Below are 22,073 nucleotides of genomic sequence, written 5' to 3' on the forward strand. Positions count from 1 at the left end.
AGTATGAAAGCGTCATTCACCAGAATCTCGGTCTCGCCCCTTCCGGATGCGATCCAGGGCCTGTTTTATATGAGGCTGGCTGCAAAGCTGCGGGTATCTGAAGTCCCGGAAAGTCTTCCCGCCATCCGGATTTCGCCGAGCTACCAGGTAACCTCTGAAAAATCCCAACTGGTCATAAAGCTGTTCAATTTCTTGAGCGATCCTTTCGAGCGTCCCAAGCTCGTACACGAATTGTTTGCGCCTAAAGGCGTCGGGATCTCCACCACCGGCGGAGTACGCCATGTAGTCTGCCTGCGAGATCCAAACTACGTGATCGGGGATGGACAGCGAAACTCCATAGCAGCCGTGCGCCAAGTCGTTGCGTTCCTTCTCCAACGAAGCTTTGCGGGATAGGTGTGCCTGAAATAATTCGAGGTCGCGCTCGTCGAGCACGACTTCAGCTGCTGCGATAAGCGCGTCGTGTTGTGTCCGACTGTTGCGCAGTGCACCAAAAACCGCGACAGCGGTCGGTACGTTGGCCCCCATGAGCTCAGCCAGCAATCGACCGCTTTCAACCTCTACATCAGCCCAGGCAGTAATAATTCTGCCGACTATCGCTGCGGCAGAAGGCCGGTCCTCAATATAGCCGACGCCAAAAGTTGTCTTGGCCTTTGGGTAGGCTTTCCAGAGGGGTTTTCGCTGTGCGGAGGAGGTCGCCACGCGCTCGGGCCGCCCTCCTGCCAGATCTTCTGATGCCTCGGTTACAAATAAGTCCAGCGTCGAATATAAATCATCGTGCGCACAACGAAGGCAAGGCACGCTTAACTGGCCATCTCCCCCGATGTTGACCTTCTTCTTCCCGCCAGAGGTGTCCTCGAGCAAATATGCCGGTTTATTACACCCCTTGCATTCGACCGCGTAATACCACAATCCCTTTGTGACTGGTTCCCGTCGGTAAATGCGATAGGCCATGCGCTACACCTCACTAAGCGTCGGAGACTTTGCCAACCCTCATTGTAGGTGAACTCTTTTGCAAGTAGTAAAAGGCAGAAGGTAAAACCGGAGGATACGATGGAAACTGAAACCATACTGTGGGCGATTTCAGTGCTGATAGGTGTTGGATTAGCGTTCGTAGGAGGAAAATGGGTAATTAACCGCCGTTCCCAAAGCGCAAAGGCGGACAATGGTTCGACAATCATTCAGTCCGGCCGCGATACGAAGCTGAAATGAGCGTTAAACAGAATGCTGAATCACAGGGTGGCGTCGTGCTTCAAGCCGCCGGGGACATCACCCTGACGACCTTCGATGCTGCTCCAATGATTCAGGTCATAGAAACCCTCAGCAAGCAGCTGATGGTCTTGACCGAGTCGGCGAACTTGAAGGTCGAGGAACGCTTGGCGGATCTGGAATCGCGAATTGTCTCAGCATTTGAAAAGTCAGACCTTGCTAACCCTCAAGCGTTTGCCGATCCCGATTTCCAATTCGCTTTAAGGAAAGCGCAGCAGGCATGTGCACGAAGCGGAGACGACGCGCTTAGTGATGTGCTCGTGGACTTGCTGGTCCACCGCTCGGCGCAAAATGATCGGACGCGACTTCGCCTTAGTCTTAATGACGCGATCGAGAGGTCCGCAGCGCTGACAGAGGAAGAGTTTGCGGAGCTGTCGCTCGCATTCCTCGTTCGCAACATTACGGTCAACGCCGGTTCAATAGCGACTTTCATACAAGATTTCGCAACCCATGCCGCGCCGCTCCTCGACAAGATTTCACTTGATCCTACGAGCTATCACTATCTGGCTGCACATTCGTGCGCGTCGATCGCCATGCCGAAAGAAACGCTGGAGGAACTTTTTCGAGAAAAGTACGCGGGCTTGTTCCATCGGGGCGTCGAGAGGAGTGAGTACGATCAGTATGAGGACCAAATCATAGGATCTCACCCTGACCTTATAATCCCATGCCTTCATGATCCTTCTCGGTTTCAACTGGCGGTCTTGACGCGCAAGGACCTTCTAAACATGCTCAGCGATACCTTGCCGGAAAGCCAAGTTATCGATTTGTGGAACATCAATATGCAGGGGTTTGGGGGACGCGATTTTATTATTTCGATCCTCAATCCACATTTTCCCGACGCCAAAAAATTGTTCGACGTCTGGGATAACTCAATGATCAGCCGCCTGGCTCTCACGTCAGTGGGGATCGTTATCGCTCACGCGAATCTTAAAAGGCTCTCGCAATTCGATTTGGACTTATCGCTGTTTATCAAGTAACGGCCCCGCCCTATTGTGACCGCATCCTTGGACCGCGACCGTTTTCCTCCAATCGTTGCAGGATCTCCCTAACGAGCCGCATGTCAGAACTCAGATTGTTGAGTGTGCTTTCGACGGCACGCATCGAAGTAGCCGCCTCCGCAGCCTGCTTCTCGACCGAGACGAGCCGGAGCTCGTGGTTGTCGATCTGACGAATCGTCGTCTCGATTTTCGTCACGCGGTCCTCAAGCTTCCCGAGACTTGTCGCGTGGGCGTCCTGGTTAGCCGCCATCCGCTCCCATGTCATGCCCCAGGCAACGAGTCCGCTGCCAAAGCCGATGAGGAGCGCGATGGTGTTTAGGTTCCACTCCCATTTCCAGACTGGTGCTCGAACGCTGGTCATCTCATCATTCCCGTTGCTCACTCTTTGCCCCTTGTGTCGCAATGCTTGTCATGGAAAAGGCCGCCCCGTCCCCAGAGCGACCTTTCGTCACCGTTATTCGCCCAGCGGCTTCTTTGCTGCCCAGCGCCCGTAAAGGGTGAGCGCGGCGCCCGCGATGACGACGACCTGGGCGGTGAGGCTTTCAGCCGTCGGCAAGGTGCCGTCGAGGAAGTCGAGCACGAGGCCATAGGTGCCACCGATGAGACCGGCCGCCGCGCCGATCGTCACCCGACTTTGCCAGATTGGCTCGTTGTTCGTCGCATGGACGATGGCTGGCGCGATCTTCTCGGAAACGGCATTGATGATCGGGCGAGCCGCGGCGGCGTCAGCCGGCACGGCCGGATCTCCCACCGCTCCGATTACAGCCAGAGCGATCTTCTCTTCGAGGGCCTGCTTAGCGTCCATTGGCTTACTCCACCGCCTTGGCTTCGCGGACTGCGACCGTGATAGCGGCGTAGGCCTCGGCGGCCTTCACGAGTGCTGTTGCGGCGGTGACGCTGCCCGGATCCCTGCAGACGGTTTCGAGCGCCGCCCACGCTGCCGCCTCCTTCGCGACCGTCTTGGGCTTGACGTTGCCGGTGCTGGCAACGATGACGAACGCAGAATGCGCCGTGGCTGCAGCCGAGCAGATCTGCGGCAGGTTCTTCTGGATGGCGGCGTTGATCGAGCCGGTGGTCGTGCAGGAGGCGAGCGAGAGCGCCGCCACTGCGCAAAGCAGCATGCGTTTCATGTGATGGTCCTTCGATGTTGGAGAGGTGATTAGCGGCGCGTTCTGAATTCGGCGCGCGTCGATCGCCGCATGCAAAGAGCGTCAGTCGGCGGCGCGAAGGGCGGCCTCGAAGGCTTTGCCGTAGGCATCGATTTTCGAGCCGTTCGCTTGAACGTCGCCGTTGATGATCGCGCGTGAGGCATAGAAGCGGTAGCCAGGCACTTCCGGCTTGGTCGTCACCAGGTAGTCGTAATCGGCGAGCTTCTTGCCGGTGAAGAGTCCGCGCTCCATGCCGTCGAAGAGGATCCGGACGGCGACGGACAATTTTCCCGCCTCATCAGGTGCGCCGGCAATGCCGAACTTGGCATAGTTCGTCCTGCCGGTGATCTGGGCGAGGCCCCTGCCCCGGAAGAGCCAGCCATCATCAGCGCCGGTATTGCCGAGCCGGCCGCCGTAGACCTTGTTGGCGAGCTTACGCGGGTTGTTCGCGAACGGCTGCGCGCTGGCGAGCGTCGGGAACCGACCCGGCCACACCTGCGTCAGCCGCTTCGCTGTGTAGGTGAGGTTCTCTGTCACCGGCTGCATGGCGCCGCCGGTCTCGTGATATGCCTCCGCAAAGATAGCCGCGAGATGAAGCCGACTTGTGCCACGGCGCTGGGCCTCGTCGAGGATCGTCTCGACGCCCTCGACCTGAGTCTTAGAAAGGGACTTTCCGAATACGCCAGACGTGCTCCGGCGCAGGGCGGCGTAAAACGCTGCTCTGTTCATGTTTCACCTGAATTTTGGAGAGAGGTTAGAGGTTAGAGGCTGACGGAAGCCAGCCACATGGCGTCGATCTTGACGTCAGAGAGGCCGAGCGCGGCGCCAACGGTCGCGATCAGCGGGTGCAAGCGATTGAACGTGGTCGCATACTCCCATTCGATCTGGGCTTTATCCTTGTCTGGACCCGCCGGCATAGCGCCGATCGTGGTCGTGACGGTGGAAGGCGAAATACCGGCGTCCAGCAACCCCAAGCGAAGCTGTCGCGCGGTGAGCGGCGGCATCAGGGCGCGCAGCTCCTCCTCCGTTGGCGGTACATAGGAGGAGACTTCGAATCCCGGATGATCCGCAAGCCACTGCCCCACCGCGGGGGTCAATCCGTGTGGGTCGCCCGGGACATAGCCAAAATCTGCCTGGTAACGGTCCCCATCCGAATCCGTGATGTCGACGACGACGATCAATGATCCTGGCGTTGCCGTCTCGCGTGCTGAGATGACCTCATGAAGCTGCATTATGCTACCCTCTGCCAAAGGTTGGTAGTATCTGCGCCACCCTCGACAACCGATCCTCTACGCCGCCAAGTGCCGGCGAGTGCTGTGCCGGCCCCGGCGATTTCGTATCGATGGTTACCGGAGAGCGTGAGCGTTGCTGTGCCGTTGCGGTTACCCGCAGCGCCGAACGAGATGACCGGATGCCCGATGGGGAAAGAGGTCTCGTTGACGTTGGAGCTCGTCGAGAAGCCGGCAGCCACGAGGTTGGCACGCGCGGTGTCAGCGTCCGAGGCGCCGGTACCGCCGTTGGCAACGGAAAGATCTGTCCCAGACCAGAGGCTGTTCTCGATTGAGTTCAGCGTCGCGAGACCGCCAAGAGCCAGCGTGGCCCTCGCAGCTGTTGCCGTAGCGTCGTCGATCAACGAGGCGCCGAAGGTTGAAACAGCGAGGTTCCCCGCGTGCCAGACCGTATTGCCGGCGACCTGTATATAAGCGGAACCGGTCACAGGGTTGATGGTGATGACCGGGCCGGCATAGGTGACGTCTGCGGAGAACCCGATTTGCTTGCCGGTGATGTTCTCGATCGACAAGGTGGCCGTGGCATCCGCTCCACGCTGACGCACAAACCAGGAGCGATCCATGCTGAATGTCAGGAGGTCAGTTCCGTCAACCGCCGCCGAACCTGGGCCCAGTGTCAGGCTTGTCATCGAATATGAGCCGAAGACGCGGGCAGCCGGTAGCGTTCCCGTTGCGTTGGCCAGATCGCGATAGAACGAGCCTTGCGCACCGTCGAGGAGGTCCGCATCCAGGAGAGAGCCTGCTCCATCATTTCCGGCATGCCAGACCGTGTTCCCTTCCACCGTGATCGAGGCACTGCCCGTGACCGGTGTAAACAAGATGACGGGGGTCGCGTAGACATTGTCTGACGAGAACCCGATTGCCTTGTTCGCGGTGTTTTCCAGCGAAAGGTTCGCCGTCGCGGCTTCTCCCCGCTGCCGGAGCGTCCACGGCCGATCGGTGGCGATCGTCAGCGCAATCTCACCGTCCGTGAAGTCACCGTCGCCCATCGTGACAGCGGTCGTGAAGGTCTTGCCGGCCATCGATGTTGGCAAGCGCGCATCCGCAACCGTGCCTGCCGTCAGGTTGCTAGCATCGTTCGCGCCGAGCGTCGCCCGGGCGGTGGCAGCATCCACGTCGTCGAGGAATGTTCTCGCGAACGGCGTCAGCGCTGTCGTCGCATAGGCGTCAGCGCCGGTCGTGTAGATCATCTGGTTGGCAGCAGTCGTAAGGCCAGAGATGGACTGAAGGCCAGCATCATAGGCTTGCACGTTCGTACCGATTGCGAGCCCGAGAGCGCTTCGAGCAGCGCTTGCCGACGTCGACCCAGTACCGCCTGCCGTGATCGGGCGAGCGGCATTTGCGTCGGCCGTCAGGTCGTCGACCCACGTATTGTAAGGGCTCGACTGGATAGTCGTTCCGGGCACGCCTTTGGTGCCTGCCGGTGGGCTATATACACCGCCTGTCCTGGGCATTGGCATTCTCCATGAAAAAAGGCTCCCGGTAAGGGAGCCTTGTAAGTTCTGCGGGTTCGTATTTTAGAATTGCCTCGACAACTTCTCGGCGATTTGCTTCATTCCCCCCATCAATGCCTGGGGGAAATCATGAAACTTAAACTTGCTGCGGTTCTCGCTACCGTCGTGGGCCTGTCTGGCTGCGTCAGCCAGGACGAAATGGCGCTCTCGAAGAACGTCTATAAGATCGACGTCGACGCGCGGGGACTGATCCCGATCGCCATTGCCCGAGGGCAAATGCAGCAACGGGTTGCTGAATCGACCCTTGCTAAGGGCTACACCCACTACATCATCCAGCAGGCCGGCTCGCAGAGCGGATCGATCTACGCCGGTAACACGCCGGTGTATGGAAACACGACCGTCAACGTCTACGGCAACACGGCTTACGCAAACACCACCTATACAGGCGGCCACCCGATCAACATCCCGACGTACCAGAACTCCATCATCGTCGCGATGTTCAAGGCGCCGAACGTCCCAGCCGGTGCGCTTGACGCTGCCGAGGTGCTTGCGGCCTCCAAACCGAAGAAGAAGAAAAATGTCCCTTCCACCTGACGTCGAAGAAGCACTCGCCGCCTTCGCGAAGGAACGCGGCATCACGAGAGACGAGGCGATCGTCATCCTCCTCAGGGACTGGCTGACAGGCGGGGGGTACATCCCCCTACCATCCGAGGATTGAGCAAACCCCGATCTCGTGTATTTTAAGGCCATGCAGATCGACCACAACCCGAACGAACCGTCTCATGCCGCGCTGAAAATCATCGGCGTGCTAACGGCTGTGATCGTCCTGGCTGTGATGATCCCCGTCAATCTCGGGGTCCGATGGGCAGTTGATCTCGTTCCCGAGGAGCTGATCTGGATTATCGACGGGGTGATTTTCGGCCTTTGCGTCGGCTTTTTCCTTGGCCGTCGCGACGCCATCCGTCAGTTCCGCACGCCTGGCAGGGCCGAGTAACCGGCGAGACCGCCAGCCCGCGTAAGAGCCCGCACCGTCGATGCCCGCTGCTGATCAATCACATTCTGCTGGCCGCGCCGAAGGATCGCCTCGACGATCTGGTCTCGGGTCGAACCTGTGGCTACGCTGAGACGACCGATATCTTCCGCCAGCTTGCCGGCGTTCGTCTCGGCGTTGCCTTGCACCACCCTCTTCATGATCGACTTGAACAGCTTGGCCGCCGTCCCCGTCAGCGTGGCATCCGAGGGGATTTCCTGCCCCTTCGACACCTCATCGAGGAACTGATTGAACCGTGAGCCCATCGCCGTGTCCGAGCCGCGCGCGACGCGGTTTGCGGTATCAGCGAAGACGTTTTCACGATCTATCGAGTTCAGCACGTTGTCGGCCCGGTCCTGGCCGAACAGCATGCCCAGTTTTTCCCGGTTCCAATCGCCCTCGCCTCGAACCGTCTTGCGCAGCGCGTTGAGGTCGTTGGCTTCCGTGCCGATCGCCCGATAGATCTCGCCTAGCGAGCTTTGCTGCATGCGGAGCGGTACACCAGACGGCCCGACCATTTCGCCCTGAGGAAGGGCGCCGTGACGAAGCGCGTCGTCGAGTTCGGACGGGCGCATGGCGGTAGCGCCATTGTTCAGGATTGCCCGCCCCTCGCCCAACGCCTCCCGCTGGCGTGCGATTTCAGCAAACTGACCGTCAACTTCCTTGATCCGCGGCACCGACGCGCGCAGACCGTCGTCGATCATTTGGCGGGCCTCTGTCAGAGCCGAAATCACCTTCGGGTTCTGCTCGGTTTCGAGAATGCCGTCTATCGCCTGCCGGGTCTCGAAGGCAATGGCAGGGTCAGTCGTGACGAGGTCCTGCCCATTGACGTTGAGCATCTGCCGGACGTTCCGCAATTGGCGCTGCGCCGGTCCGCGCGTCCTCTGGATTTCATCCTCGAGCGTGTCGGTGATGGGCGTGAAATCGTAGTTCGACCTTTCCGCCATCACCGGCCGATAGCGTTGCCTGACCTGGTCCTGGTCGCCGGCAAGCGTACGGTCCACGCGCGACGGCACCGGGTCAGGGCCGAGGTTATCGGCGACGTCGGTGCGCAGACGCGTGTTTGCGAAGCCGCTGCGCTCGTTGAGCGGATCGACGATAAGACCGCGTGTTCCCGGACGAGCTGCGGCACCGCGCGCGACACCAAGCCACTCCGGTGAGACGTCGGCCAGCATGGCGTCAGGGCCAAGCTGATCGAGGGAATCGCGGTACCGAGTGACCTTCGCCGGATCGGATAACTCGTCGACGATGTAGCGGCGCGCCTGGTCGGTGACCGTAGACAGCGCGTCGTTGCTCTCGCCCAGGATCTTGCGGGCGAGAGTGGACGCGAGCTTGTTGGCGCCGGCAGCGACAGGGAGCATGACAACGCCTGTCCCAGCGCCGATAGCCATTTCCCGCCCCGCCTGCTTCGCCCGGTCGCCCGCACCGCCCTCACCGGCGCCGAAACCTTGAACAGCACCAGTTCCGCCGCCAGCGGCCAAAGCAGACACCGCCCGGGCGCCAGTCGAAGCACCGGTATTGCCGAGCGCGTAGTTACCGATGATCGGAGCGGCCCGAAGCAGTGCAGCGGCCGAGCCGACACCGCCCGCGATCTGCAGCCCGGTCGATAGCTTCGGATTGTCGGCGTCGTATTCGTCGTCTTTCCGGCGCTGGATGCCGAGCGCCTGGTCGTAGCGCTCGCCCCAAGTCTCACCCGGCAGCTTTTCATAGCTATCGGGCAAGAACGGATCGACCAGCGGGGCAAGCGTCGCATTCGTCGCGGCGTCGAGTTCGTCGAGATAGGAGCCGATGCCGAGCGTTCCACGCGCGACCGAGCGCACCGCCCCATCAACGCCGCCGGAGCGCGCGGGAGTGTTGCCCTTGCCGCCGGCAGCGATCTGCGCAGCAATCTCGTTGACGGTGGCCTCCTGCTCTTCAGGCGACAGCGTCTTGAAGCTGTCATCGACCTTGACCTTGACGCCATTTACCGTGAGCGTGCCCATTATTCTTCGTAGCCCCAGTTTACGCCGGTCCGGGTTTTCTTGGTCCCCTCATTTGGGGTCGGTCCGTCCGGGATTTTGTAGTTTTCAAGCGGGTTCTGCAGGTCGCGGATGCGCTTGCGGCCTTCTGCCGGGGTAATTTCACGGTCAGCGACCGCGTCCGCGATGACGCCCATTTGCTGCTCATACTCGGCGATCCCGCGCATGGTCTGGAAAATGAGCTCGTTACCGCCTGGTTGGTTGATGACGCGGGGAAGCGATGCCCGGAACATCCGGATATCGGCATCTGACATCGGACCGGACCCCGGCGCGCGCTGCTCGGGAACCATCTTTTCAAGCAGCGCGGACGCTGCCTGAATGTCGCTTGTGCCTTCGCCGATCGCTACACCCCAGTCACCCGCAAGCTTCTTGAAACCGCCCTCGATGCCCTGCGGCATGTTGTTGAACAGACCTTCCAGGCGGTTGATCTGCCCTATGCGTGCCCTTGCCTGCATTCCGGTCTCGGAGAGAGCCGCGAAGGTCTCGGCGTTCTTCTTGTCCAGGTTCTCATAGAACTTGTCGCTTTCGCCGACGGTGACGTTCGTGGTTCCGGCACCGGCCTTGCGCTGCGCCTGCTCCCATTCGAGCGGCCCCAGCGGCGTGCGCCCGTTCGCGACCTCAAAATCGCGATAGTACTCGTAGTTTTGCCGGTCCGCTGTCGGCTTGTTCGCATCAGGGTACTCGGCGATGACCTGGCCCGTCTGGTTGTCGACGAGCCGGCCGTTGACGACTGAAGTCTCACGTTTGCGCGGGGCGTCCAGTTCCCGCTGAAGCTTCTGCATCTCCAGTTGCCGCTTCGGATCGCTCGCGAGCATCTGCTGTTCGATCATCGATTGCGCAATGGCTTTCATTTCCGGGGACGCAAAGTCGTTCGTCAGGATCTGATAAAGCCGCGGATCGACACCGCCTGTAGATTGCGCAGCCGGCCCCGGCTGCTGCTGCCCGGCCGCCTGTGCCTGCGCGACCTGCTGCGGCGTCGCTGGCGTTCCACCGTTGAGGGCGTTCATGATCCCGCCTTCCGCACCGGCAAGCTGCTGCGAGCCCGCGAACTGTGCAGGGATCTGCGTGTTGGCGAGAGGCTGAGAGTTCGGTGGAACAGGGTTTGCTCCCACGTTTACCGCTTGCGGAAGCGCGGCAACGGCCATGTCGTCGGCTTCCTTGCCCGGGAAAGACGGGCCGACGTTGCGGCCCGGGAAGCGAGCAGCGTACTCCGGCGTCTGCTCGAATGCGGCCACCTCTTCGGAAAGAGACGCGCCGGCCTGGTTGGCAGCCGCGGCCGACTGCATGCGAGAATCGACGAAGGGAGACACGAACGGGCTCGTCGCCGGCATGTTGCCGCCAGCCATCGCCGTCACCGCTTCGGCGGCGTTGCCCGGCGCGTTGGCCTCGACCGTCGATCGAGCATTTCCAGACGGCCGCGTCTGAGCGTCAGGAGTGACTGACGGCTGACGGCTTTCCACAGACATGCCGCTATCGTCGTAGTAGGCCATAGGCTCGCCGACGGTGGCGCCGCCCTGCCCCAGCAAGGCAAGCGCCTTCTGACGGTGGTCCGCCATCTGATTGTTGACTTTGTCGGCCACAGTACCGGGAGCGCCACCGTTGTTCGCGTCCGATGCGCCATAGCGGCCGACACCGCCGGCATTGATGGCGGAATAGATGTCCATCATGCCCATGCCGGGTTTCACGCCGGCCTTGCGCAGGTAGCTGACGACGGCACCGTTCTCGCCGAGCTGCGAGCCGACGGGGTTATTCCAGTCAACGCCGTGCTCTGCCGCCTGAGGCTCCCCGAACTGGATGAACCCCTGATGCTGGCCCCATTGCGTCCTCGGGCCCTTCTTCGTCGGGTCGAAGGTACCGGCGGTCTCGTAAGAGATGGCTGTCGCCAGGTCCACCGGGTCGACGCCGAGAGCATTAGCAGATGCCATGATGCCGTTTCGGATCTCGTCGTTGCCGGCGGTCGCAACCGGGACATTTCCCTTGCCGTCGACCTTCCGCATGTTGCCGCCCATGGCACCGGGCGTGACGGCAGGTGCGGAGCCGTTGGCGGCCGGCGAGCGAGCGGGCGTGCCAAGGATCGAATTGAAAATAGACGTCGCAGCGTCGGTGCCTTCCTTCTGCGCGCGATCCGTCCGGTACCGGCTGATACCCACGCCGATGCCGCTCAAGAGCGCACCGATGCCCTCCTGGGCCGTCTTCGGTTGCGATCCCATGATCTGACGCGCGATCGCGTCCTCAATACCGCGCTTGCGGGCGAGAGATTCGGCCGTCTCGCCTGTGTTTCCGCCGAACAGAAAATTGACCATCAATAGAGCCCTCCACTTCGGCCCATCGTGAAGAAATTGGCGAGACCGGTGAACGGTGACGGCGTCGCCCCGCCCGGAGCGGTCGGAAACGCGGCATTCCTTTTCGCGGCGCCGGCCGCAATGCCAGTCATAAGCGCGCCGACGCCAGCGGGGGCATTCTGGGGCATCGGCTGCCCCATGATCCTGGCTTGAAGCTCCTCGGCTAGCTTCTGTCGGTTCTGGGTGCTGTCAGGGCGCCTCAGGTTGCCGAGCAATGGGAGCTGGTTCATGCCTTCTTCCTTCCTGCGGCAAAGAGGGCGCCGTAATTGACGCGACGAAGGCCGTCGCTGCCTTTCACGACCGCATCGGGACGAACCTTCTCGACTTCCTGCGCCATGACGCCAATGCGCTTCGGAGCATCCTTGCCCTCGCCCTTGTAGCGGTATTCATAGAGGCCGCCGACGCGCTTGATGTCCTTCTTCGCACGCTTGTCGGACAGCGCGGCGAGACCAGCCAAACCGCCGAAAATCGAGCCGATACCGGCCTGCTTGGAGTTGTAGGCGCCGACCTTGTTCGCATAGTCCTGCTGAACCAGGCCGGCATAATCGACGGTCGGGATTGTCGCGCCCTGAGCATTGACGAAGTTCGGGTTGGTTACCTGAGCGCCGGAAAGCAGGCTCGATATCTCGTTGATCGGCTGGTTTCGGGCGGCGTAGAGCTCGTTCAGGTACTGCGCTCGCGCGTTGTTCTGGGCCGAAAGCTTCGCCTGCTGCGCGTTGAAGGTCTGATCCTTCAGCGCATTGCTTGCCGCAGTCGTCGTGTTTCGGTTCTGGAACATCTGCTGGTTGGCGTCATTGCTGAACCCAGCCGCCGCGAGTGCCTGCTGGAAATTCTGCGCCTGGGCCGAGTTGTTTGCCTCCAACTGGGCCGCATTCTGCCCGAACTGCTGCGCCTGAGCAGCGTTTGCTTGCTGCATGTTGTTGGCGTTCTGGCCGTACTGCTGCGCCTGCGCCTGGTTGGAGAAACCGGCAGCCGCGAGTGCCTGATTGAAGTTCTGCTGCTGCGCCGAGTTCTGGAACGTCGCCTGGTCGCGAGCGAGGCCTGCAAGGCGCGACTGTTCCTGACCAGCGTTCAGGATCACGCCGATGCGCGCGTCGTTCTCCTGGCGGGTCGCCGCATCGATCGCCCTGTTGAAGGCCTCGGAGCCGGGTTGCAGGCCCTGGTTCGCCAATTGCGTTTCCAGCGCCGCGCGGCTCTGTGAAAGCTGCGGGTTCAGCCGCTCCATCAGCGCGTTTTCATAGCGCGACGTGTCGATATCAACGTCGTAGTTGCGAGTGATGTCGCCGGTATCACCGAGCGACGTCTGGATCTTGCCCGCGTCCGCAACACCGCGCTGAATGTTACCGGCGCCAGCGATCGACGACTTAATGTTTCCGGCATTCGGCAGCGACGTCTGCAGCGTTGGTCCCGTTCCATAGCCGGCATACTGCGGCAGTCCGATCTTCGAAGGGTCCCCCGCCGCCGGCGCCTTCGACGTGTCGACCGGTCGGCCCAGCAGATCGTTCAGCTTGGCCGACTGGCTCGCTGCGAGCGTGGCGAGGTTCAGTTCGGCCTTGTCGCCCTGATCCTTGATCGCTTGCTGGCCCGGGGAAAGCGACTGCGTCGCGGTCGGCACTTGCAGATCGTAGACTTTACCGTTGAGCGGGTCGGTCCACTTCTGGGTGGTGTAGGTATACTTCAGAGTGCCATCTGGCGTGACCTGGTTGACGTTGCCCATGAGGTTGTTGGCAACCGCGGTCCCGATGTTCGTGGCCGTCTGCGCCGAGGCGGTCGACTTCGGGTCGGGGGATTTGGGAGCTTCAGGATACAAGCCCATATCTCATTCCTTTATCCAGTCCGCGACGGTCTCTTTCGAGCCGGCATGGCAGAGTTCGAAGAATTCTTCGGTGACTGTCTTGGCGTGCTCATGCCCGCCGATGATGGCCGCAACTGCGGTGACGATGGACCCGACGGCCTCGCGCATGACGAAGCCGAATTGCCGCTTCAGTGCATCCCGGGACGAACGCCATTCGTCGCTCAGTTGCCACTGCACGACGACGTTGTTGATGATCGGCGCCAGCGCCGCGGCATGGCGCATGAAGAACGGGTTCACCGGCAGGTGCGTCATCGTCCGCACGAGCAACCAGGCGACGTTGCGCTGCCGACATTCGTCCTCATCGACGATGTCGTCGGCTAGCCGGGCAATCTCGGCGGTCTCGTTCAGGAAATCGGCCGCGGCCTCATCACCGCACGTCCATCGAAGCACTGCCGTGCGTACCGCGCCCGGATCAGCCGGGAGCATTACGCGCTGGCCTCGCCAACACCGACCTGGAGCGTGGCGAGATCCACCTCTAGGTCGAGCTTCACAGTCCCGCCGGATGTCACTACGCAACCAACCGCGAGCATATCGCCCGATGCCCTGACGTTCTGCCGAAAGGCGTAGCGATTCAGCATGGTGACACCGTCCCAGATGGCGGTGCCCCAGAGGCCGACGTCCCACTCAGACGCTGTGGTGTCACCCTCCGACACGGCGCTGAATGTCGGAATACTCTTGTTGTCGTCTGCTCGCGCAAACAGCAGAACGCTTGGCTTCGTGTTTGCCCGGAAGAACATGTGAGCCATGTTCGCCGTGGCACGCTGGCCGAACTGTCCAGCCGCGGCCGCCTGCGACAGATAGGCGGCAGAGAACGTCATTCCGTCGTCGGTGCCTCCCGTGTCGCCCTGCAGCACGTATCCGTCCATCGAGCCGAAGAAGAGGCTGCCTTGCAGGGTCTCGTAGCAGTTGGCTCGCCAGTTCGAGAGCGTGGACCACCGACCGTTCAGGACATTGAGGACGAAGGTCGTATCGGTGACGACGGTGTTCTCCGGGAATGACACGAAGACGAGATTCTGTTCCGGCCACTGCTTCAGCGTCCAACCGGTGCCCGTCGCCTTGGCAGCGAGACGCCAATCGTCCTCGATCGGCCGCGAGACAGAAACCAGGTTGATCGACTGCCGGTCGCGCTGGAAAACCTGAGAGATCGGCGTCAGTCCATCCACGGTCGCGACAAGCACGTCGCCCCCTGCCCTGATCCAGGCGTTCTTTCCGAGCGGTTTGCCGATCTGGTAGACGCCCTTCAGCGCCCAGTTATTCGCGTCGGATGGGTCGGAGCCGGCATAGACCGCGACCTCGCCTTCGGTCGAGACGAAGACGCACATGTCGTTGAGGCCGTCGCCGCTTTCAAGCGACCACGAGAAGCCGGTCAGCAGTGAACCACCCCGCTTCATAACGCCGCCAAGCGGAAACACGACCGCAGCGCCGCCGACTGCGTTGATGGGCAGATAGTACGCATCGAGCGTTGCGTTCTTCAGGAAGAACTGCCGATTTTTGAAGAGCCAGCCATAATTGAGCTGGGGCATCGTCGTGGCGTCAGCGAACGTGATGGCCGGCGACGTCGTCCAACTGATCCCGTTGAAAAGCTGCCGATTGTTCGCCCCGTTCAGGCAGACGAGATACGATGTTCCGGCGTTCGTATGCTGGAAGGCGCACCAATCACCGCCGCTAAGCCCACTGACATCAGCCGCCGTCGTCGCCGGCGGTGCTGACGGGGCCGTCATGTTGTAGATGCCCGTCGCGGTCGCCATGAACAGGCGCTCGATGGCGCCGTACTTGTACTTGAAGGCGCTGAGGATATCCGTTCCGTCGACAGCCAGGCCGAACTTCTGCGACCCGCCTCGGATCTTGCAGCCGGTGAGCGTCGGAAAGAAATTGCGAAGGACGGTTGCAGAGCCGGGCCGCTGCGAGGCCATATCAGCGGTCGTGACCAGCCCATCCTTCGGCGCTGGATAGGTGATCGGCTGCGAGGTCTGCTGCTGGCCGATCGATACGGACCCGCGATTGCTCTGCCCGACACGCGCGGGCCTGACTGCCATCTTCATGCGACACCTCGATCGGCGTTGATTTCCTGCACGAGGTCGGCCTCAAATTCAGCGAGGTTGTCCTCATAGGGCAGGCCCTTCTGTCGCTTCCAGCGCCAGATGATGCCTTTCACGAGCAGGCGCTCCGGAAATAGCGGCGTGTCATCGTCGGCGGTCAGCGTGGCCTGAGGCCCTTCAGGATCATGCAGAACCCAGAATTTCGACAGGTACTCGATTACGGCACCGACGGCCGATGCTGCCGGCGAAAACAGGATCTGCTGGCCTCGGACGAAGAAATACGGCTGCACGGACGGGATGCCGACGATGACGGCCCATTGCGAACTGTTGGTGATCGGCCGGAAGAAATCGCCTGTCGCGGTCCGGACGGCCCCGCCAGGTGTCATGCGCTGATACTCTTCAGGCAGGTTCTCCGGAGAGCCGGCAGCGGTGTGCGTGGCCAGCATGCGCTGCCAGTCGGCGCGGCGTGCAATCTCGTCACCGGCTTCCTGGGCGAGCGCAACCATCGTCTGTGCGTTCGGATTATTGGAACCGTAGACGCTTTCGAACTGGTCTAGCGAAACGACATCGCAGACCTCGTTGATGGCGGAAAGCAGGGTCATGGTGTCGGGCCTCCAACGACGACTTGGGCATTGCCCCAGCGCGAGCGCTCATCGCCGATTTTGAGACCGGAAAGCGCCTGCATCTTCAGCTGCAGGGCGCCGCCTGCCTTGTCGACATCACGCTCCCAGATCGCGATTTCCTCGACGAGGGCGTAGAGATACGCGTCAGGCGCCTTTTCCAGCAGCCAGTTAGTCGGGTTCGTTGGCGTAAGCGGTGGGATCTTGCCGTAATAGGTGACCGTCAAATTGCCATCGCCGAGGGGGCGAACGTTGATCGTGCTCCCGACAATGGCGTAACCGGACGGGATGCCGGCACGCCCCATATAGCTGTCGGTCAGCTGCTGCAGAGCAACGGCACGAATAGGAATGCCGTTTGAATTCTTCACTTCGCGCGCCTCGAGGAAATCGGTCGGGAGCGTGCCGGTGCCATTCGTGATGGCGACGGTGTCGACCAACTCCATGTTGGCAACGCGAAGGAAGCGGTTGAGCTTGATCTCGGCGAGACCGACAAAGCGCGGGAAGAGGTGCGCGACGTCATTGCGGCCGCTGTACTCGCCGGCATCGACGAGTAGCGACACATAATCAGGAATGGCGCTCATAGGGGAACCTTTCGGGACCGCTCGGCAGCGGCGTACATGCGTGACCGATCGATCAGACGGGAGATCTGCTCATTCGCTTCCCGGTGGCCCTCGGGGTTCTCCTCGGCGCTGGGCCGACCCGCCTCAATGGCGTTCACCTGCCCTTTGATGCGGTCGTATTCGACGCTCATAGATGGCCGTCCTTTGTCCGCCAGGCGCGATTGTCGGAGCTGTTGAGGAAACGCTTCACATAGCGGTCATCGCCCTCGCTGTGGGCCTGCACGAGGCCGCTGTTGTGGGCGATGTTCAGCGGGATTGAAGCGACCCGGTGCCAGTCGCCGCGCCAGGCCTTTTCGGCGCTGTTGCGGACGTCCTGGTTCTCGCTGATGAGGTTGTCGACGGGGTAGTCGACGCGGAATACGTCTTTCTCCCCGTCGAACAGATGCCAGACCGAGCGGCCCGTCATCACGTCGTGATCGTAGAGCGTCCACGCTCCATCACGAATGATCATTTGGACTCGCCCGGAAGCGGATCGTTCCGCTCGGCTTTGCCTTCCGCGATGAGCTGCTTCGCAAAGTCGAGGGGGAGGTCGATTTCGCCACCTTTCAGCAGACGCTGGCCGTCCTCGTCCCAGACGTCGCGCTTCAGCTTGACGGGGACAAGATTGCCACCGGCTTTCGGGCCATCTTCATCGCCCTGCGAGCCGTTGCCGCTAAGAGCCGCGTCAATCCGCCTCTGCAATTCGCTTGCGTCCCAACCGGCAAAGGGGTTCTTGCCGACAAGCTCCTTGTAGTCGGCCCGAAGTTTGTTGATGTCCTCAGACATTGGTTACTCCTGTGTTTCGTTACGAAAAAGGCCCCGCACGAATGCGAGGCCTTGCTGATGATTGCTGTCTGGATGGCTTACGAGGCGGCGCTCAGGCCGAAGAGGTCGGCGGCGACGCCGAGGCCCTTTTCGTTGTGCACTTTCAGCGTGCCCTCGCCGATGAGGACGCCCTTGTCAGCGTCGCCCGTCTTCGCGACGTCCTTGTCTTCCTGGATCTTGCGGAGCCAGAGGAAGGACAGCATGTCCGGATCGATGAAGAAGGCATTGCGCGCCTGGGCGGCCGCTCCTGCCTGCACCCGGTTCGGGTGGATCATCACCGTGCCGAACGGGCCTTCGTAGTAGTCGGCCGTGGCGACGATGGTATTGCGCTCGCCACCCTTGGAAACGGCGTACCGGAACGGCGCGACGTTGCTGTCCGACATGAAGGTGACGAACACGCTCTTCACGTACGGCGAGGCCGAAACGTGACGGAAGTTCGCCCCGCTCTGGAAGCCCTGCTGCATGACGCTGTCCAAGATGGCCTTGGTAAACGCACGCTGCGTGCCGTTGGTCGGTGCGACCGTGAGACCGGTCGGAGTGTCGAAGCCGCCGTTGGCGCCGCCGGCACCGCGGGAAACGTTCGTCTCGATCCACGTGTTCAGAGAACCGAACTCGCGCGTGGCGCCGCCAACGGAAGCGTTGGTATCGACGATGGCGAACTCGGTATCCTTGCGGAGTTCAACGCCCTTCTTCAGCTTCTGGTACTTGCGCTTCTGGACGTTGCCGGCCTCGGAAACGACTTCCTGGGTGGCAGAGATGATCCAGTCCTTGCGCAGGATCTGGGTGTAATTGCCCAGACGCTCCGGAGGAGTGATCGCGCCGAAGGTGTATTCGTCACCTTCAGTCTTGATGTTGGCTGCCGGAGCGGCGAGCTCGTCGGTCTCCCATTCGGGGTGCACCGATTTCGCGGTGCCCTTCTCGATCAGGGAGTAGATCGGGGTATCTTCCGGCGTGATGCGCGACACCACGTCGGAAAGGTCTTCGCGGTTGCCCACGGCCTGGTTGGTCGTGAAGGTGTTTGCCAATGCGGCCATTTCCGTATTCCTTCGATTAAGGGGTTAGTCGAAGTCGATCGCCATTGCGTCCTTGATCGACCCGGATTTCGACAACCGCTGCATCGCTTCCTTGTTCTTGCGAACCTGCTGGGTGGCCGGCCCGTTCGGCTTGGCCTTGACGGCTGCCGGCGGGGCGTTCTGGACCTTCGCCAAAGCCTTGCCCTTCGCTTGCTCGGCCTGAAGCCCCAGCATGGCGTAGTGCATGACCTTGAAATAGCGGTGGTCCGTGAACCTCTGCATCTCGTCCTGAGAAAACCCGAGGTCCTGGCCGACCGAGAAGGCGTCGGTAAAGAACTTCTCCCGGGCGTCCTCTTTTTCGAGGTGCGGGAAGGCTTCAAGCAGCTTGGCATTCTCGGTTTGCAACGTCTCTTCAGATGCCGCTGACGCGAGTTCGCCGCCAACGGACGTAGAGTCGTTGGCCATTGCAATGATCTGGTTGATGTTTGCCAAACCATCCTCGTACGCCGCTCTCTGGCGGGTGTACTCGGCGGGGTTCTGATACGCCAACGAGCGCGGCGGTTCAGGCGGCAAACGGTCCGCCAGGTAAGAAGCGATACCCTTGACCGTGTTGGTCACGCGGGTTGTCATGGCCTCAAGAGAGCGGCTTTTGTTGCCGATTTCCTGAGTTTTGTGTCTGTAGTCGCGATCACGCATGTAACCGAGCTTCAACTCGGAAAACGGCACCTGTTCGCCACCCTTCAGGGTGATGATCTGGTTGTCGGCTACGTTGGCTGCCTCGCCATTCTCGGCACCGGCCAGCTCGTCGCTTTCGGCGTTGTCTGCGGGATCGCCGGTCTCTTGGCCATCATCCGTGGCCTCACCGGTCGCATTCGTCGACTGCCCATCTTCCTCTTCCAGCTCGTTGGCCTCTCCGGGCTCGGCAAAGTCGAGGTTCGCTGCGTCGTCGATAGTGAGTGCGGGGCGACCGCTATCACTCTCCCCGACGAACGGGGAGTTGGTGGCTGCGTCTGTCATGTGTGCTTGCCTTCTAAGGTTTGGCCCGGGCCCTATGCCGGGGCGCCTTTACCGTCAGCCGTGGCTTGTTCCTCGGCGAGAAACTTGAGCTTGCTGCGGAATTTCCGGATGGTCCGCGCTTCTGCCGCATAGGCGGCGCGGGTCTCGTCGTCGGTGATCGGGGCGTTGATGCACCCGTTGATAGCTGCCGCTTCCAGATCGTCCATGACGAGGTGGAAGAGCGGATTGTTGAGCATAGCGCGCGCGGCGGCCCGCTTCTCTTCCGGCTTCATCCTGGTAGCCCTCCGATCTGGGTCGTGGTGACGTGCTGGCTGGTCAAAAGCTGCGCCGCGTTCTGCTGGCGCTTCAGCTCAATTTCTTTGTCGATCTGGTAGCGCTTGAGTTCGGCTTCCGACTGGATCTTCGCCATTTCGATCTGCGCCTGCTGCTGAAGCTTAAGACGATCGGTCTCTGCTTGCAGCTGCGCCTTCTGCACGTCGGCCTGCGCTTCGATCTGGGCCTTTTGCAGTTCCGGGTCAGGCTTGTTGGCCTGCTCCTGCTGCCGCTTCTGGATGTCCTCAGGCGTCGGCTTCGTGAAATACAGGTCCGGGGACTTCAGGCCCGCCGCCTCGACCATCTTGGCGACCGAGTTATAGACGTTGTCGGGCGACACATACGGATTGTCCGGGCCCAGAGCCGCGACCAGCTTCTCCTGCAGCTGCTGGATCACCTGAACCATCATCATGTCACGTTCGCGCGTGCCGGCGCCGAGACCAGTGTTGACGCTGGCATCCATGCCCGCATTCCAGTGCCGAGGATCGAACGTCACCCACTTACCGCGCAGGCGAACCGTGCGCGGCTGGTCCTGGTGCTTGATGATCAGCTTCAGGAGGCCCTGAAAAACGCGCTTGAGGCCCTGCGCGAAGGTGCGAACCATCAGTTCAGTCTGGCCGATGCCCGCCGCCTCGATCATCGACGACGCCTTAGCGGTCATGTTCTGCAAGGCATCCGGCGCCATGCCGCTCGATGCATCCGAAATGCCCGTGCGGTCGCTGGCCTCCTGGTCGAGGTATCCCAGCATGTTGAACGACTTGTCAGCGACCATCGGCACTTGGTGGAAGCCGACAGCATTGCCCACGGCGGTGCCCTGCGTCACCCGGATCGGCTGGCCGAATTTCGGGTTAAGCACTGCCTCCGGGTTCTCGATGGTGCCTTCCTGCACGATCGGCTGAAGGTTGTTCTGCCAATAAAGGTTGTCGAGGGTCTGGCGTAGCAACACCGTCTTGATGCGCTGGATTTCGGTCATATCGTCGGTGACCGAGTTGCCCTCGCGCTGATGCGGCCGGCGCTCAGTGATCAGGTCGGCGAACGGCACCTCGTCCCACTCCTCGTTTTCGAGGAGGTTCTTCTCGGCGGTACCGCCCGCAAAGACCATGCGGCGTAGCTCGGCGATTCCGTCGTCGTCGGCGTCGATCCTGACATAGAGTTCGTAGTAATCGACCTCCTGAGCGGCCTTGTCCGCCTGGTCGTCGCTGCTCACGACGTCACGACGGCGCGCAAACTCCTCGGTTTCCTTCTCGTTGTCCTTAGTTGTCTCGGGCAGAGCATCGATCACCTCCCGGTCATAGCCCATCGCGACCAGGTCAGACCGGCGCATCTTCATGCTGATGCCGGTGCAGAGGCTGTCGTCGATCGACATAGCGTCGGGATGGATGAGGAATTCCTCAAGCGGCACCGCGGCGAGTTTCGTGCAGCCGTAGACCGAGGTTTTCCGGATCTTGACGTTGTAGAACTTCGTCGGAACCAACCCCTCGGGCGTCTCGACAGCCTCGACGTATTCTTCCTTTTCGAGAACGTCGATATCGTCGGCGGCGACGAGTTGGACCACCGCGGCCTCATCAAGGCCGGTATGGCTCGAAACCTGCACCTGGCGCTTCTTGTCGTACCACCAACGGACAACACCGTTGCGGAGCTTCAGCGCGTCGTGCGCTGCATCCTGCACCGCGTTGTAGCCGTCGCTCTCGGGGAAAACGACGTTATTGATGTAGTCGGTGGCTTGTTCGGCTCCCGCCTCGTCACCCTGGTTCACCGGCTCGTATTCTACAACCTTGTCGTTGCCGAGAATAGTCTTGATGAGCGACGGCAACACCTTCTTGATGGCAGAGCGCACGTCGCGCGACACGACTTTCGACCGGTTCGGGTCAGCCGGCACGTCTTTCATCTCGCCGTCGTAATACTCCATCGCCTTGACGCGATCGGCCGACGACTGGTCGCGGAAGCACTCGCAATCCTTTACCAGCTGCGACACCTGAGAGGCGACTTGTCCCTTCGTCAGCGCGGTCATCAGGCCACTTTCTCAACGTTGATGTATTCGACGTGACCGACGGGCTTTATCTCGTCGAAGGAAACGCCTTCCCGGCAAGGTGTCCATTTGACACCCCCCTTATCGTTAGCCGTCGCGTACTCGCACCGGATCAAACGACCACGAGCAGCCCCTCCCGGAGTCCACACATCACGGATCATGAAGACATCGCCGTTGTGCTCGTGACGGCGCACCTGGCCATATTCAAAGCTAGCCATG

The 22,073-nt window shown here is 61.2% G+C and carries 28 protein-coding genes; 5 read left to right on the forward strand and 23 right to left on the reverse strand.

Going from position 1 to position 22,073, the window contains the following annotated elements:
- Positions 1 to 12 precede the first annotated feature (12 nt).
- A complete protein-coding gene (locus AC3WVQ_RS12215) occupies positions 13 to 951 on the reverse strand; it encodes a hypothetical protein (protein ID WP_492382739.1) in 939 nt (312 codons plus the stop codon).
- 99 nt (positions 952 to 1,050) lie between these two features.
- Here AC3WVQ_RS12215 and AC3WVQ_RS12220 point away from each other — a divergent pair, with 99 nt between their 5' ends.
- Both AC3WVQ_RS12220 and AC3WVQ_RS12225 read left to right on the forward strand, forming a co-directional pair.
- Positions 1,051 to 1,209 (forward strand): hypothetical protein, encoded by a 159-nt coding sequence (locus tag AC3WVQ_RS12220; RefSeq protein WP_492382740.1) that lies wholly within the window; start codon positions 1,051 to 1,053, stop codon positions 1,207 to 1,209.
- On the forward strand, positions 1,206 to 2,243 hold the full coding sequence (locus AC3WVQ_RS12225) for an LPO_1073/Vpar_1526 family protein (RefSeq protein ID WP_492382741.1): 1,038 nt from the start codon (positions 1,206 to 1,208) through the stop codon (positions 2,241 to 2,243). Before AC3WVQ_RS12220 ends, AC3WVQ_RS12225 begins: the two co-directional genes overlap by 4 nt.
- A 10-nt stretch (positions 2,244 to 2,253) precedes the next feature.
- Here the strand turns inward: AC3WVQ_RS12225 and AC3WVQ_RS12230 are convergent, their stop codons facing one another.
- From AC3WVQ_RS12230 to AC3WVQ_RS12255, 6 genes are all read right to left on the reverse strand, one after another.
- A complete protein-coding gene (locus tag AC3WVQ_RS12230) occupies positions 2,254 to 2,625 on the reverse strand; it encodes a hypothetical protein (RefSeq protein WP_492382742.1) in 372 nt (123 codons plus the stop codon).
- Between the two features lie 93 nt (positions 2,626 to 2,718).
- On the reverse strand, positions 2,719 to 3,069 hold the full coding sequence (locus AC3WVQ_RS12235) for a hypothetical protein (RefSeq protein WP_492382743.1): 351 nt from the start codon (positions 3,067 to 3,069) through the stop codon (positions 2,719 to 2,721).
- Positions 3,070 to 3,073: 4 nt separating this feature from the next.
- Entirely contained in the window at positions 3,074 to 3,394 is a 321-nt protein-coding gene (locus tag AC3WVQ_RS12240; RefSeq protein ID WP_492382744.1) for a cell wall anchor protein, read from the reverse strand.
- An 81-nt stretch (positions 3,395 to 3,475) separates the two neighbouring features.
- Positions 3,476 to 4,141, reverse strand: a complete 666-nt coding sequence (locus AC3WVQ_RS12245; protein ID WP_492382745.1) for a hypothetical protein — start codon at positions 4,139 to 4,141, stop codon at positions 3,476 to 3,478.
- A 32-nt stretch (positions 4,142 to 4,173) separates the two neighbouring features.
- Positions 4,174 to 4,644, reverse strand: a complete 471-nt coding sequence (locus AC3WVQ_RS12250; protein WP_492382746.1) for a hypothetical protein — start codon at positions 4,642 to 4,644, stop codon at positions 4,174 to 4,176.
- Positions 4,644 to 6,155, reverse strand: a complete 1,512-nt coding sequence (locus AC3WVQ_RS12255; RefSeq protein ID WP_492382747.1) for an autotransporter outer membrane beta-barrel domain-containing protein — start codon at positions 6,153 to 6,155, stop codon at positions 4,644 to 4,646. Before AC3WVQ_RS12255 ends, AC3WVQ_RS12250 begins: the two co-directional genes overlap by 1 nt.
- Positions 6,156 to 6,284: 129 nt before the next feature.
- Between AC3WVQ_RS12255 and AC3WVQ_RS12260 the strand changes: the two genes are divergently transcribed.
- From AC3WVQ_RS12260 to AC3WVQ_RS12270, 3 genes are read left to right on the forward strand one after another with little or no spacing between them, the layout of a single operon-like run.
- Positions 6,285 to 6,749 (forward strand): hypothetical protein, encoded by a 465-nt coding sequence (locus tag AC3WVQ_RS12260; RefSeq protein ID WP_492382748.1) that lies wholly within the window; start codon positions 6,285 to 6,287, stop codon positions 6,747 to 6,749.
- The gene (locus AC3WVQ_RS12265) at positions 6,733 to 6,873 is read left to right on the forward strand and encodes a hypothetical protein (protein ID WP_492382749.1); all 141 of its coding nucleotides are present in this window, start codon (positions 6,733 to 6,735) and stop codon (positions 6,871 to 6,873) included. Before AC3WVQ_RS12260 ends, AC3WVQ_RS12265 begins: the two co-directional genes overlap by 17 nt.
- Positions 6,874 to 6,888: 15 nt before the next feature.
- A complete protein-coding gene (locus AC3WVQ_RS12270; RefSeq protein ID WP_492382750.1) occupies positions 6,889 to 7,149 on the forward strand; it encodes a hypothetical protein in 261 nt (86 codons plus the stop codon).
- Here the strand turns inward: AC3WVQ_RS12270 and AC3WVQ_RS12275 are convergent.
- The 16 genes from AC3WVQ_RS12275 to AC3WVQ_RS12350 all read right to left on the reverse strand — a co-directional run bounded on the left by AC3WVQ_RS12275 (position 7,119) and on the right by AC3WVQ_RS12350 (position 22,072).
- The gene (locus tag AC3WVQ_RS12275) at positions 7,119 to 9,167 is read right to left on the reverse strand and encodes a hypothetical protein (protein ID WP_492382751.1); all 2,049 of its coding nucleotides are present in this window, start codon (positions 9,165 to 9,167) and stop codon (positions 7,119 to 7,121) included. The two genes, AC3WVQ_RS12270 and AC3WVQ_RS12275, sit on opposite strands and share 31 nt — an antisense overlap.
- A complete protein-coding gene (locus AC3WVQ_RS12280) occupies positions 9,167 to 11,506 on the reverse strand; it encodes a hypothetical protein (protein WP_492382752.1) in 2,340 nt (779 codons plus the stop codon). Before AC3WVQ_RS12280 ends, AC3WVQ_RS12275 begins: the two co-directional genes overlap by 1 nt.
- Positions 11,506 to 11,775, reverse strand: a complete 270-nt coding sequence (locus AC3WVQ_RS12285) for a hypothetical protein (protein WP_492382753.1) — start codon at positions 11,773 to 11,775, stop codon at positions 11,506 to 11,508. Before AC3WVQ_RS12285 ends, AC3WVQ_RS12280 begins: the two co-directional genes overlap by 1 nt.
- Complete coding sequence (locus AC3WVQ_RS12290; protein WP_492382754.1) at positions 11,772 to 13,361, reverse strand: tail fiber domain-containing protein; 1,590 nt, start codon at positions 13,359 to 13,361, stop codon at positions 11,772 to 11,774. Before AC3WVQ_RS12290 ends, AC3WVQ_RS12285 begins: the two co-directional genes overlap by 4 nt.
- A gap of 3 nt (positions 13,362 to 13,364) precedes the next feature.
- The gene (locus AC3WVQ_RS12295) at positions 13,365 to 13,826 is read right to left on the reverse strand and encodes a hypothetical protein (RefSeq protein ID WP_492382755.1); all 462 of its coding nucleotides are present in this window, start codon (positions 13,824 to 13,826) and stop codon (positions 13,365 to 13,367) included.
- Positions 13,826 to 15,436: a hypothetical protein gene (locus AC3WVQ_RS12300; RefSeq protein WP_492382925.1), complete on the reverse strand. Its 1,611-nt coding sequence runs from the start codon at positions 15,434 to 15,436 to the stop codon at positions 13,826 to 13,828. Before AC3WVQ_RS12300 ends, AC3WVQ_RS12295 begins: the two co-directional genes overlap by 1 nt.
- Before the next feature lie 2 nt (positions 15,437 to 15,438).
- Positions 15,439 to 16,041 carry a phage adaptor protein gene (locus tag AC3WVQ_RS12305; protein WP_492382756.1) on the reverse strand — a complete coding sequence of 201 codons (603 nt, stop codon included), beginning with the start codon at positions 16,039 to 16,041 and terminating at the stop codon, positions 15,439 to 15,441.
- Positions 16,038 to 16,640, reverse strand: a complete 603-nt coding sequence (locus AC3WVQ_RS12310; protein ID WP_492382757.1) for a phage adaptor protein — start codon at positions 16,638 to 16,640, stop codon at positions 16,038 to 16,040. The genes AC3WVQ_RS12305 and AC3WVQ_RS12310 overlap by 4 nt, the downstream gene beginning before the upstream one ends.
- The gene (locus AC3WVQ_RS12315) at positions 16,637 to 16,810 is read right to left on the reverse strand and encodes a hypothetical protein (protein WP_492382758.1); all 174 of its coding nucleotides are present in this window, start codon (positions 16,808 to 16,810) and stop codon (positions 16,637 to 16,639) included. Before AC3WVQ_RS12315 ends, AC3WVQ_RS12310 begins: the two co-directional genes overlap by 4 nt.
- Positions 16,807 to 17,130, reverse strand: coding sequence for a hypothetical protein (locus tag AC3WVQ_RS12320; protein WP_492382759.1), 324 nt, complete (start codon positions 17,128 to 17,130; stop codon positions 16,807 to 16,809). The genes AC3WVQ_RS12315 and AC3WVQ_RS12320 overlap by 4 nt, the downstream gene beginning before the upstream one ends.
- Positions 17,127 to 17,444 (reverse strand): hypothetical protein, encoded by a 318-nt coding sequence (locus tag AC3WVQ_RS12325; RefSeq protein WP_492382760.1) that lies wholly within the window; start codon positions 17,442 to 17,444, stop codon positions 17,127 to 17,129. The genes AC3WVQ_RS12320 and AC3WVQ_RS12325 overlap by 4 nt, the downstream gene beginning before the upstream one ends.
- Before the next feature lie 77 nt (positions 17,445 to 17,521).
- Entirely contained in the window at positions 17,522 to 18,517 is a 996-nt protein-coding gene (locus tag AC3WVQ_RS12330; protein WP_492382761.1) for a DUF5309 domain-containing protein, read from the reverse strand.
- 24 nt (positions 18,518 to 18,541) lie between these two features.
- A complete protein-coding gene (locus AC3WVQ_RS12335) occupies positions 18,542 to 19,513 on the reverse strand; it encodes a hypothetical protein (RefSeq protein ID WP_492382762.1) in 972 nt (323 codons plus the stop codon).
- 32 nt (positions 19,514 to 19,545) lie between these two features.
- On the reverse strand, positions 19,546 to 19,785 hold the full coding sequence (locus tag AC3WVQ_RS12340) for a hypothetical protein (RefSeq protein ID WP_492382763.1): 240 nt from the start codon (positions 19,783 to 19,785) through the stop codon (positions 19,546 to 19,548).
- A complete protein-coding gene (locus AC3WVQ_RS12345; RefSeq protein ID WP_492382764.1) occupies positions 19,782 to 21,836 on the reverse strand; it encodes a portal protein in 2,055 nt (684 codons plus the stop codon). Before AC3WVQ_RS12345 ends, AC3WVQ_RS12340 begins: the two co-directional genes overlap by 4 nt.
- The gene (locus tag AC3WVQ_RS12350) at positions 21,836 to 22,072 is read right to left on the reverse strand and encodes a hypothetical protein (protein WP_492382765.1); all 237 of its coding nucleotides are present in this window, start codon (positions 22,070 to 22,072) and stop codon (positions 21,836 to 21,838) included. The genes AC3WVQ_RS12345 and AC3WVQ_RS12350 overlap by 1 nt, the downstream gene beginning before the upstream one ends.
- Between the last annotated feature and the right edge of the window lies 1 nt (position 22,073).

It is taken from the genome of Ensifer sp. EB106-05-01-XG146, from assembly GCF_058791875.1.

Coding starts and splice junctions, on each gene's coding strand:
- AC3WVQ_RS12290 (WP_492382754.1), bottom strand. CDS start 13,361: ATGGGCTTGTATCCTGAAGCTCCCAAATCCCCCGACCCGAAGTCGACC.
- AC3WVQ_RS12300 (WP_492382925.1), bottom strand. CDS start 15,436: ATGGCAGTCAGGCCCGCGCGTGTCGGGCAGAGCAATCGCGGGTCCGTA.
- AC3WVQ_RS12235 (WP_492382743.1), bottom strand. CDS start 3,069: ATGGACGCTAAGCAGGCCCTCGAAGAGAAGATCGCTCTGGCTGTAATC.
- AC3WVQ_RS12260 (WP_492382748.1), top strand. CDS start 6,285: ATGAAACTTAAACTTGCTGCGGTTCTCGCTACCGTCGTGGGCCTGTCT.
- AC3WVQ_RS12255 (WP_492382747.1), bottom strand. CDS start 6,155: ATGCCCAGGACAGGCGGTGTATATAGCCCACCGGCAGGCACCAAAGGC.
- AC3WVQ_RS12345 (WP_492382764.1), bottom strand. CDS start 21,836: ATGACCGCGCTGACGAAGGGACAAGTCGCCTCTCAGGTGTCGCAGCTG.
- AC3WVQ_RS12280 (WP_492382752.1), bottom strand. CDS start 11,506: ATGGTCAATTTTCTGTTCGGCGGAAACACAGGCGAGACGGCCGAATCT.
- AC3WVQ_RS12250 (WP_492382746.1), bottom strand. CDS start 4,644: ATGCAGCTTCATGAGGTCATCTCAGCACGCGAGACGGCAACGCCAGGA.
- AC3WVQ_RS12215 (WP_492382739.1), bottom strand. CDS start 951: ATGGCCTATCGCATTTACCGACGGGAACCAGTCACAAAGGGATTGTGG.
- AC3WVQ_RS12305 (WP_492382756.1), bottom strand. CDS start 16,041: ATGACCCTGCTTTCCGCCATCAACGAGGTCTGCGATGTCGTTTCGCTA.
- AC3WVQ_RS12340 (WP_492382763.1), bottom strand. CDS start 19,785: ATGAAGCCGGAAGAGAAGCGGGCCGCCGCGCGCGCTATGCTCAACAAT.
- AC3WVQ_RS12330 (WP_492382761.1), bottom strand. CDS start 18,517: ATGGCCGCATTGGCAAACACCTTCACGACCAACCAGGCCGTGGGCAAC.
- AC3WVQ_RS12295 (WP_492382755.1), bottom strand. CDS start 13,826: ATGCTCCCGGCTGATCCGGGCGCGGTACGCACGGCAGTGCTTCGATGG.
- AC3WVQ_RS12225 (WP_492382741.1), top strand. CDS start 1,206: ATGAGCGTTAAACAGAATGCTGAATCACAGGGTGGCGTCGTGCTTCAA.
- AC3WVQ_RS12285 (WP_492382753.1), bottom strand. CDS start 11,775: ATGAACCAGCTCCCATTGCTCGGCAACCTGAGGCGCCCTGACAGCACC.
- AC3WVQ_RS12265 (WP_492382749.1), top strand. CDS start 6,733: ATGTCCCTTCCACCTGACGTCGAAGAAGCACTCGCCGCCTTCGCGAAG.
- AC3WVQ_RS12220 (WP_492382740.1), top strand. CDS start 1,051: ATGGAAACTGAAACCATACTGTGGGCGATTTCAGTGCTGATAGGTGTT.
- AC3WVQ_RS12320 (WP_492382759.1), bottom strand. CDS start 17,130: ATGATCATTCGTGATGGAGCGTGGACGCTCTACGATCACGACGTGATG.
- AC3WVQ_RS12315 (WP_492382758.1), bottom strand. CDS start 16,810: ATGAGCGTCGAATACGACCGCATCAAAGGGCAGGTGAACGCCATTGAG.
- AC3WVQ_RS12335 (WP_492382762.1), bottom strand. CDS start 19,513: ATGACAGACGCAGCCACCAACTCCCCGTTCGTCGGGGAGAGTGATAGC.
- AC3WVQ_RS12275 (WP_492382751.1), bottom strand. CDS start 9,167: ATGGGCACGCTCACGGTAAATGGCGTCAAGGTCAAGGTCGATGACAGC.
- AC3WVQ_RS12350 (WP_492382765.1), bottom strand. CDS start 22,072: ATGGCTAGCTTTGAATATGGCCAGGTGCGCCGTCACGAGCACAACGGC.
- AC3WVQ_RS12325 (WP_492382760.1), bottom strand. CDS start 17,444: ATGTCTGAGGACATCAACAAACTTCGGGCCGACTACAAGGAGCTTGTC.
- AC3WVQ_RS12245 (WP_492382745.1), bottom strand. CDS start 4,141: ATGAACAGAGCAGCGTTTTACGCCGCCCTGCGCCGGAGCACGTCTGGC.
- AC3WVQ_RS12240 (WP_492382744.1), bottom strand. CDS start 3,394: ATGAAACGCATGCTGCTTTGCGCAGTGGCGGCGCTCTCGCTCGCCTCC.
- AC3WVQ_RS12310 (WP_492382757.1), bottom strand. CDS start 16,640: ATGAGCGCCATTCCTGATTATGTGTCGCTACTCGTCGATGCCGGCGAG.
- AC3WVQ_RS12230 (WP_492382742.1), bottom strand. CDS start 2,625: ATGACCAGCGTTCGAGCACCAGTCTGGAAATGGGAGTGGAACCTAAAC.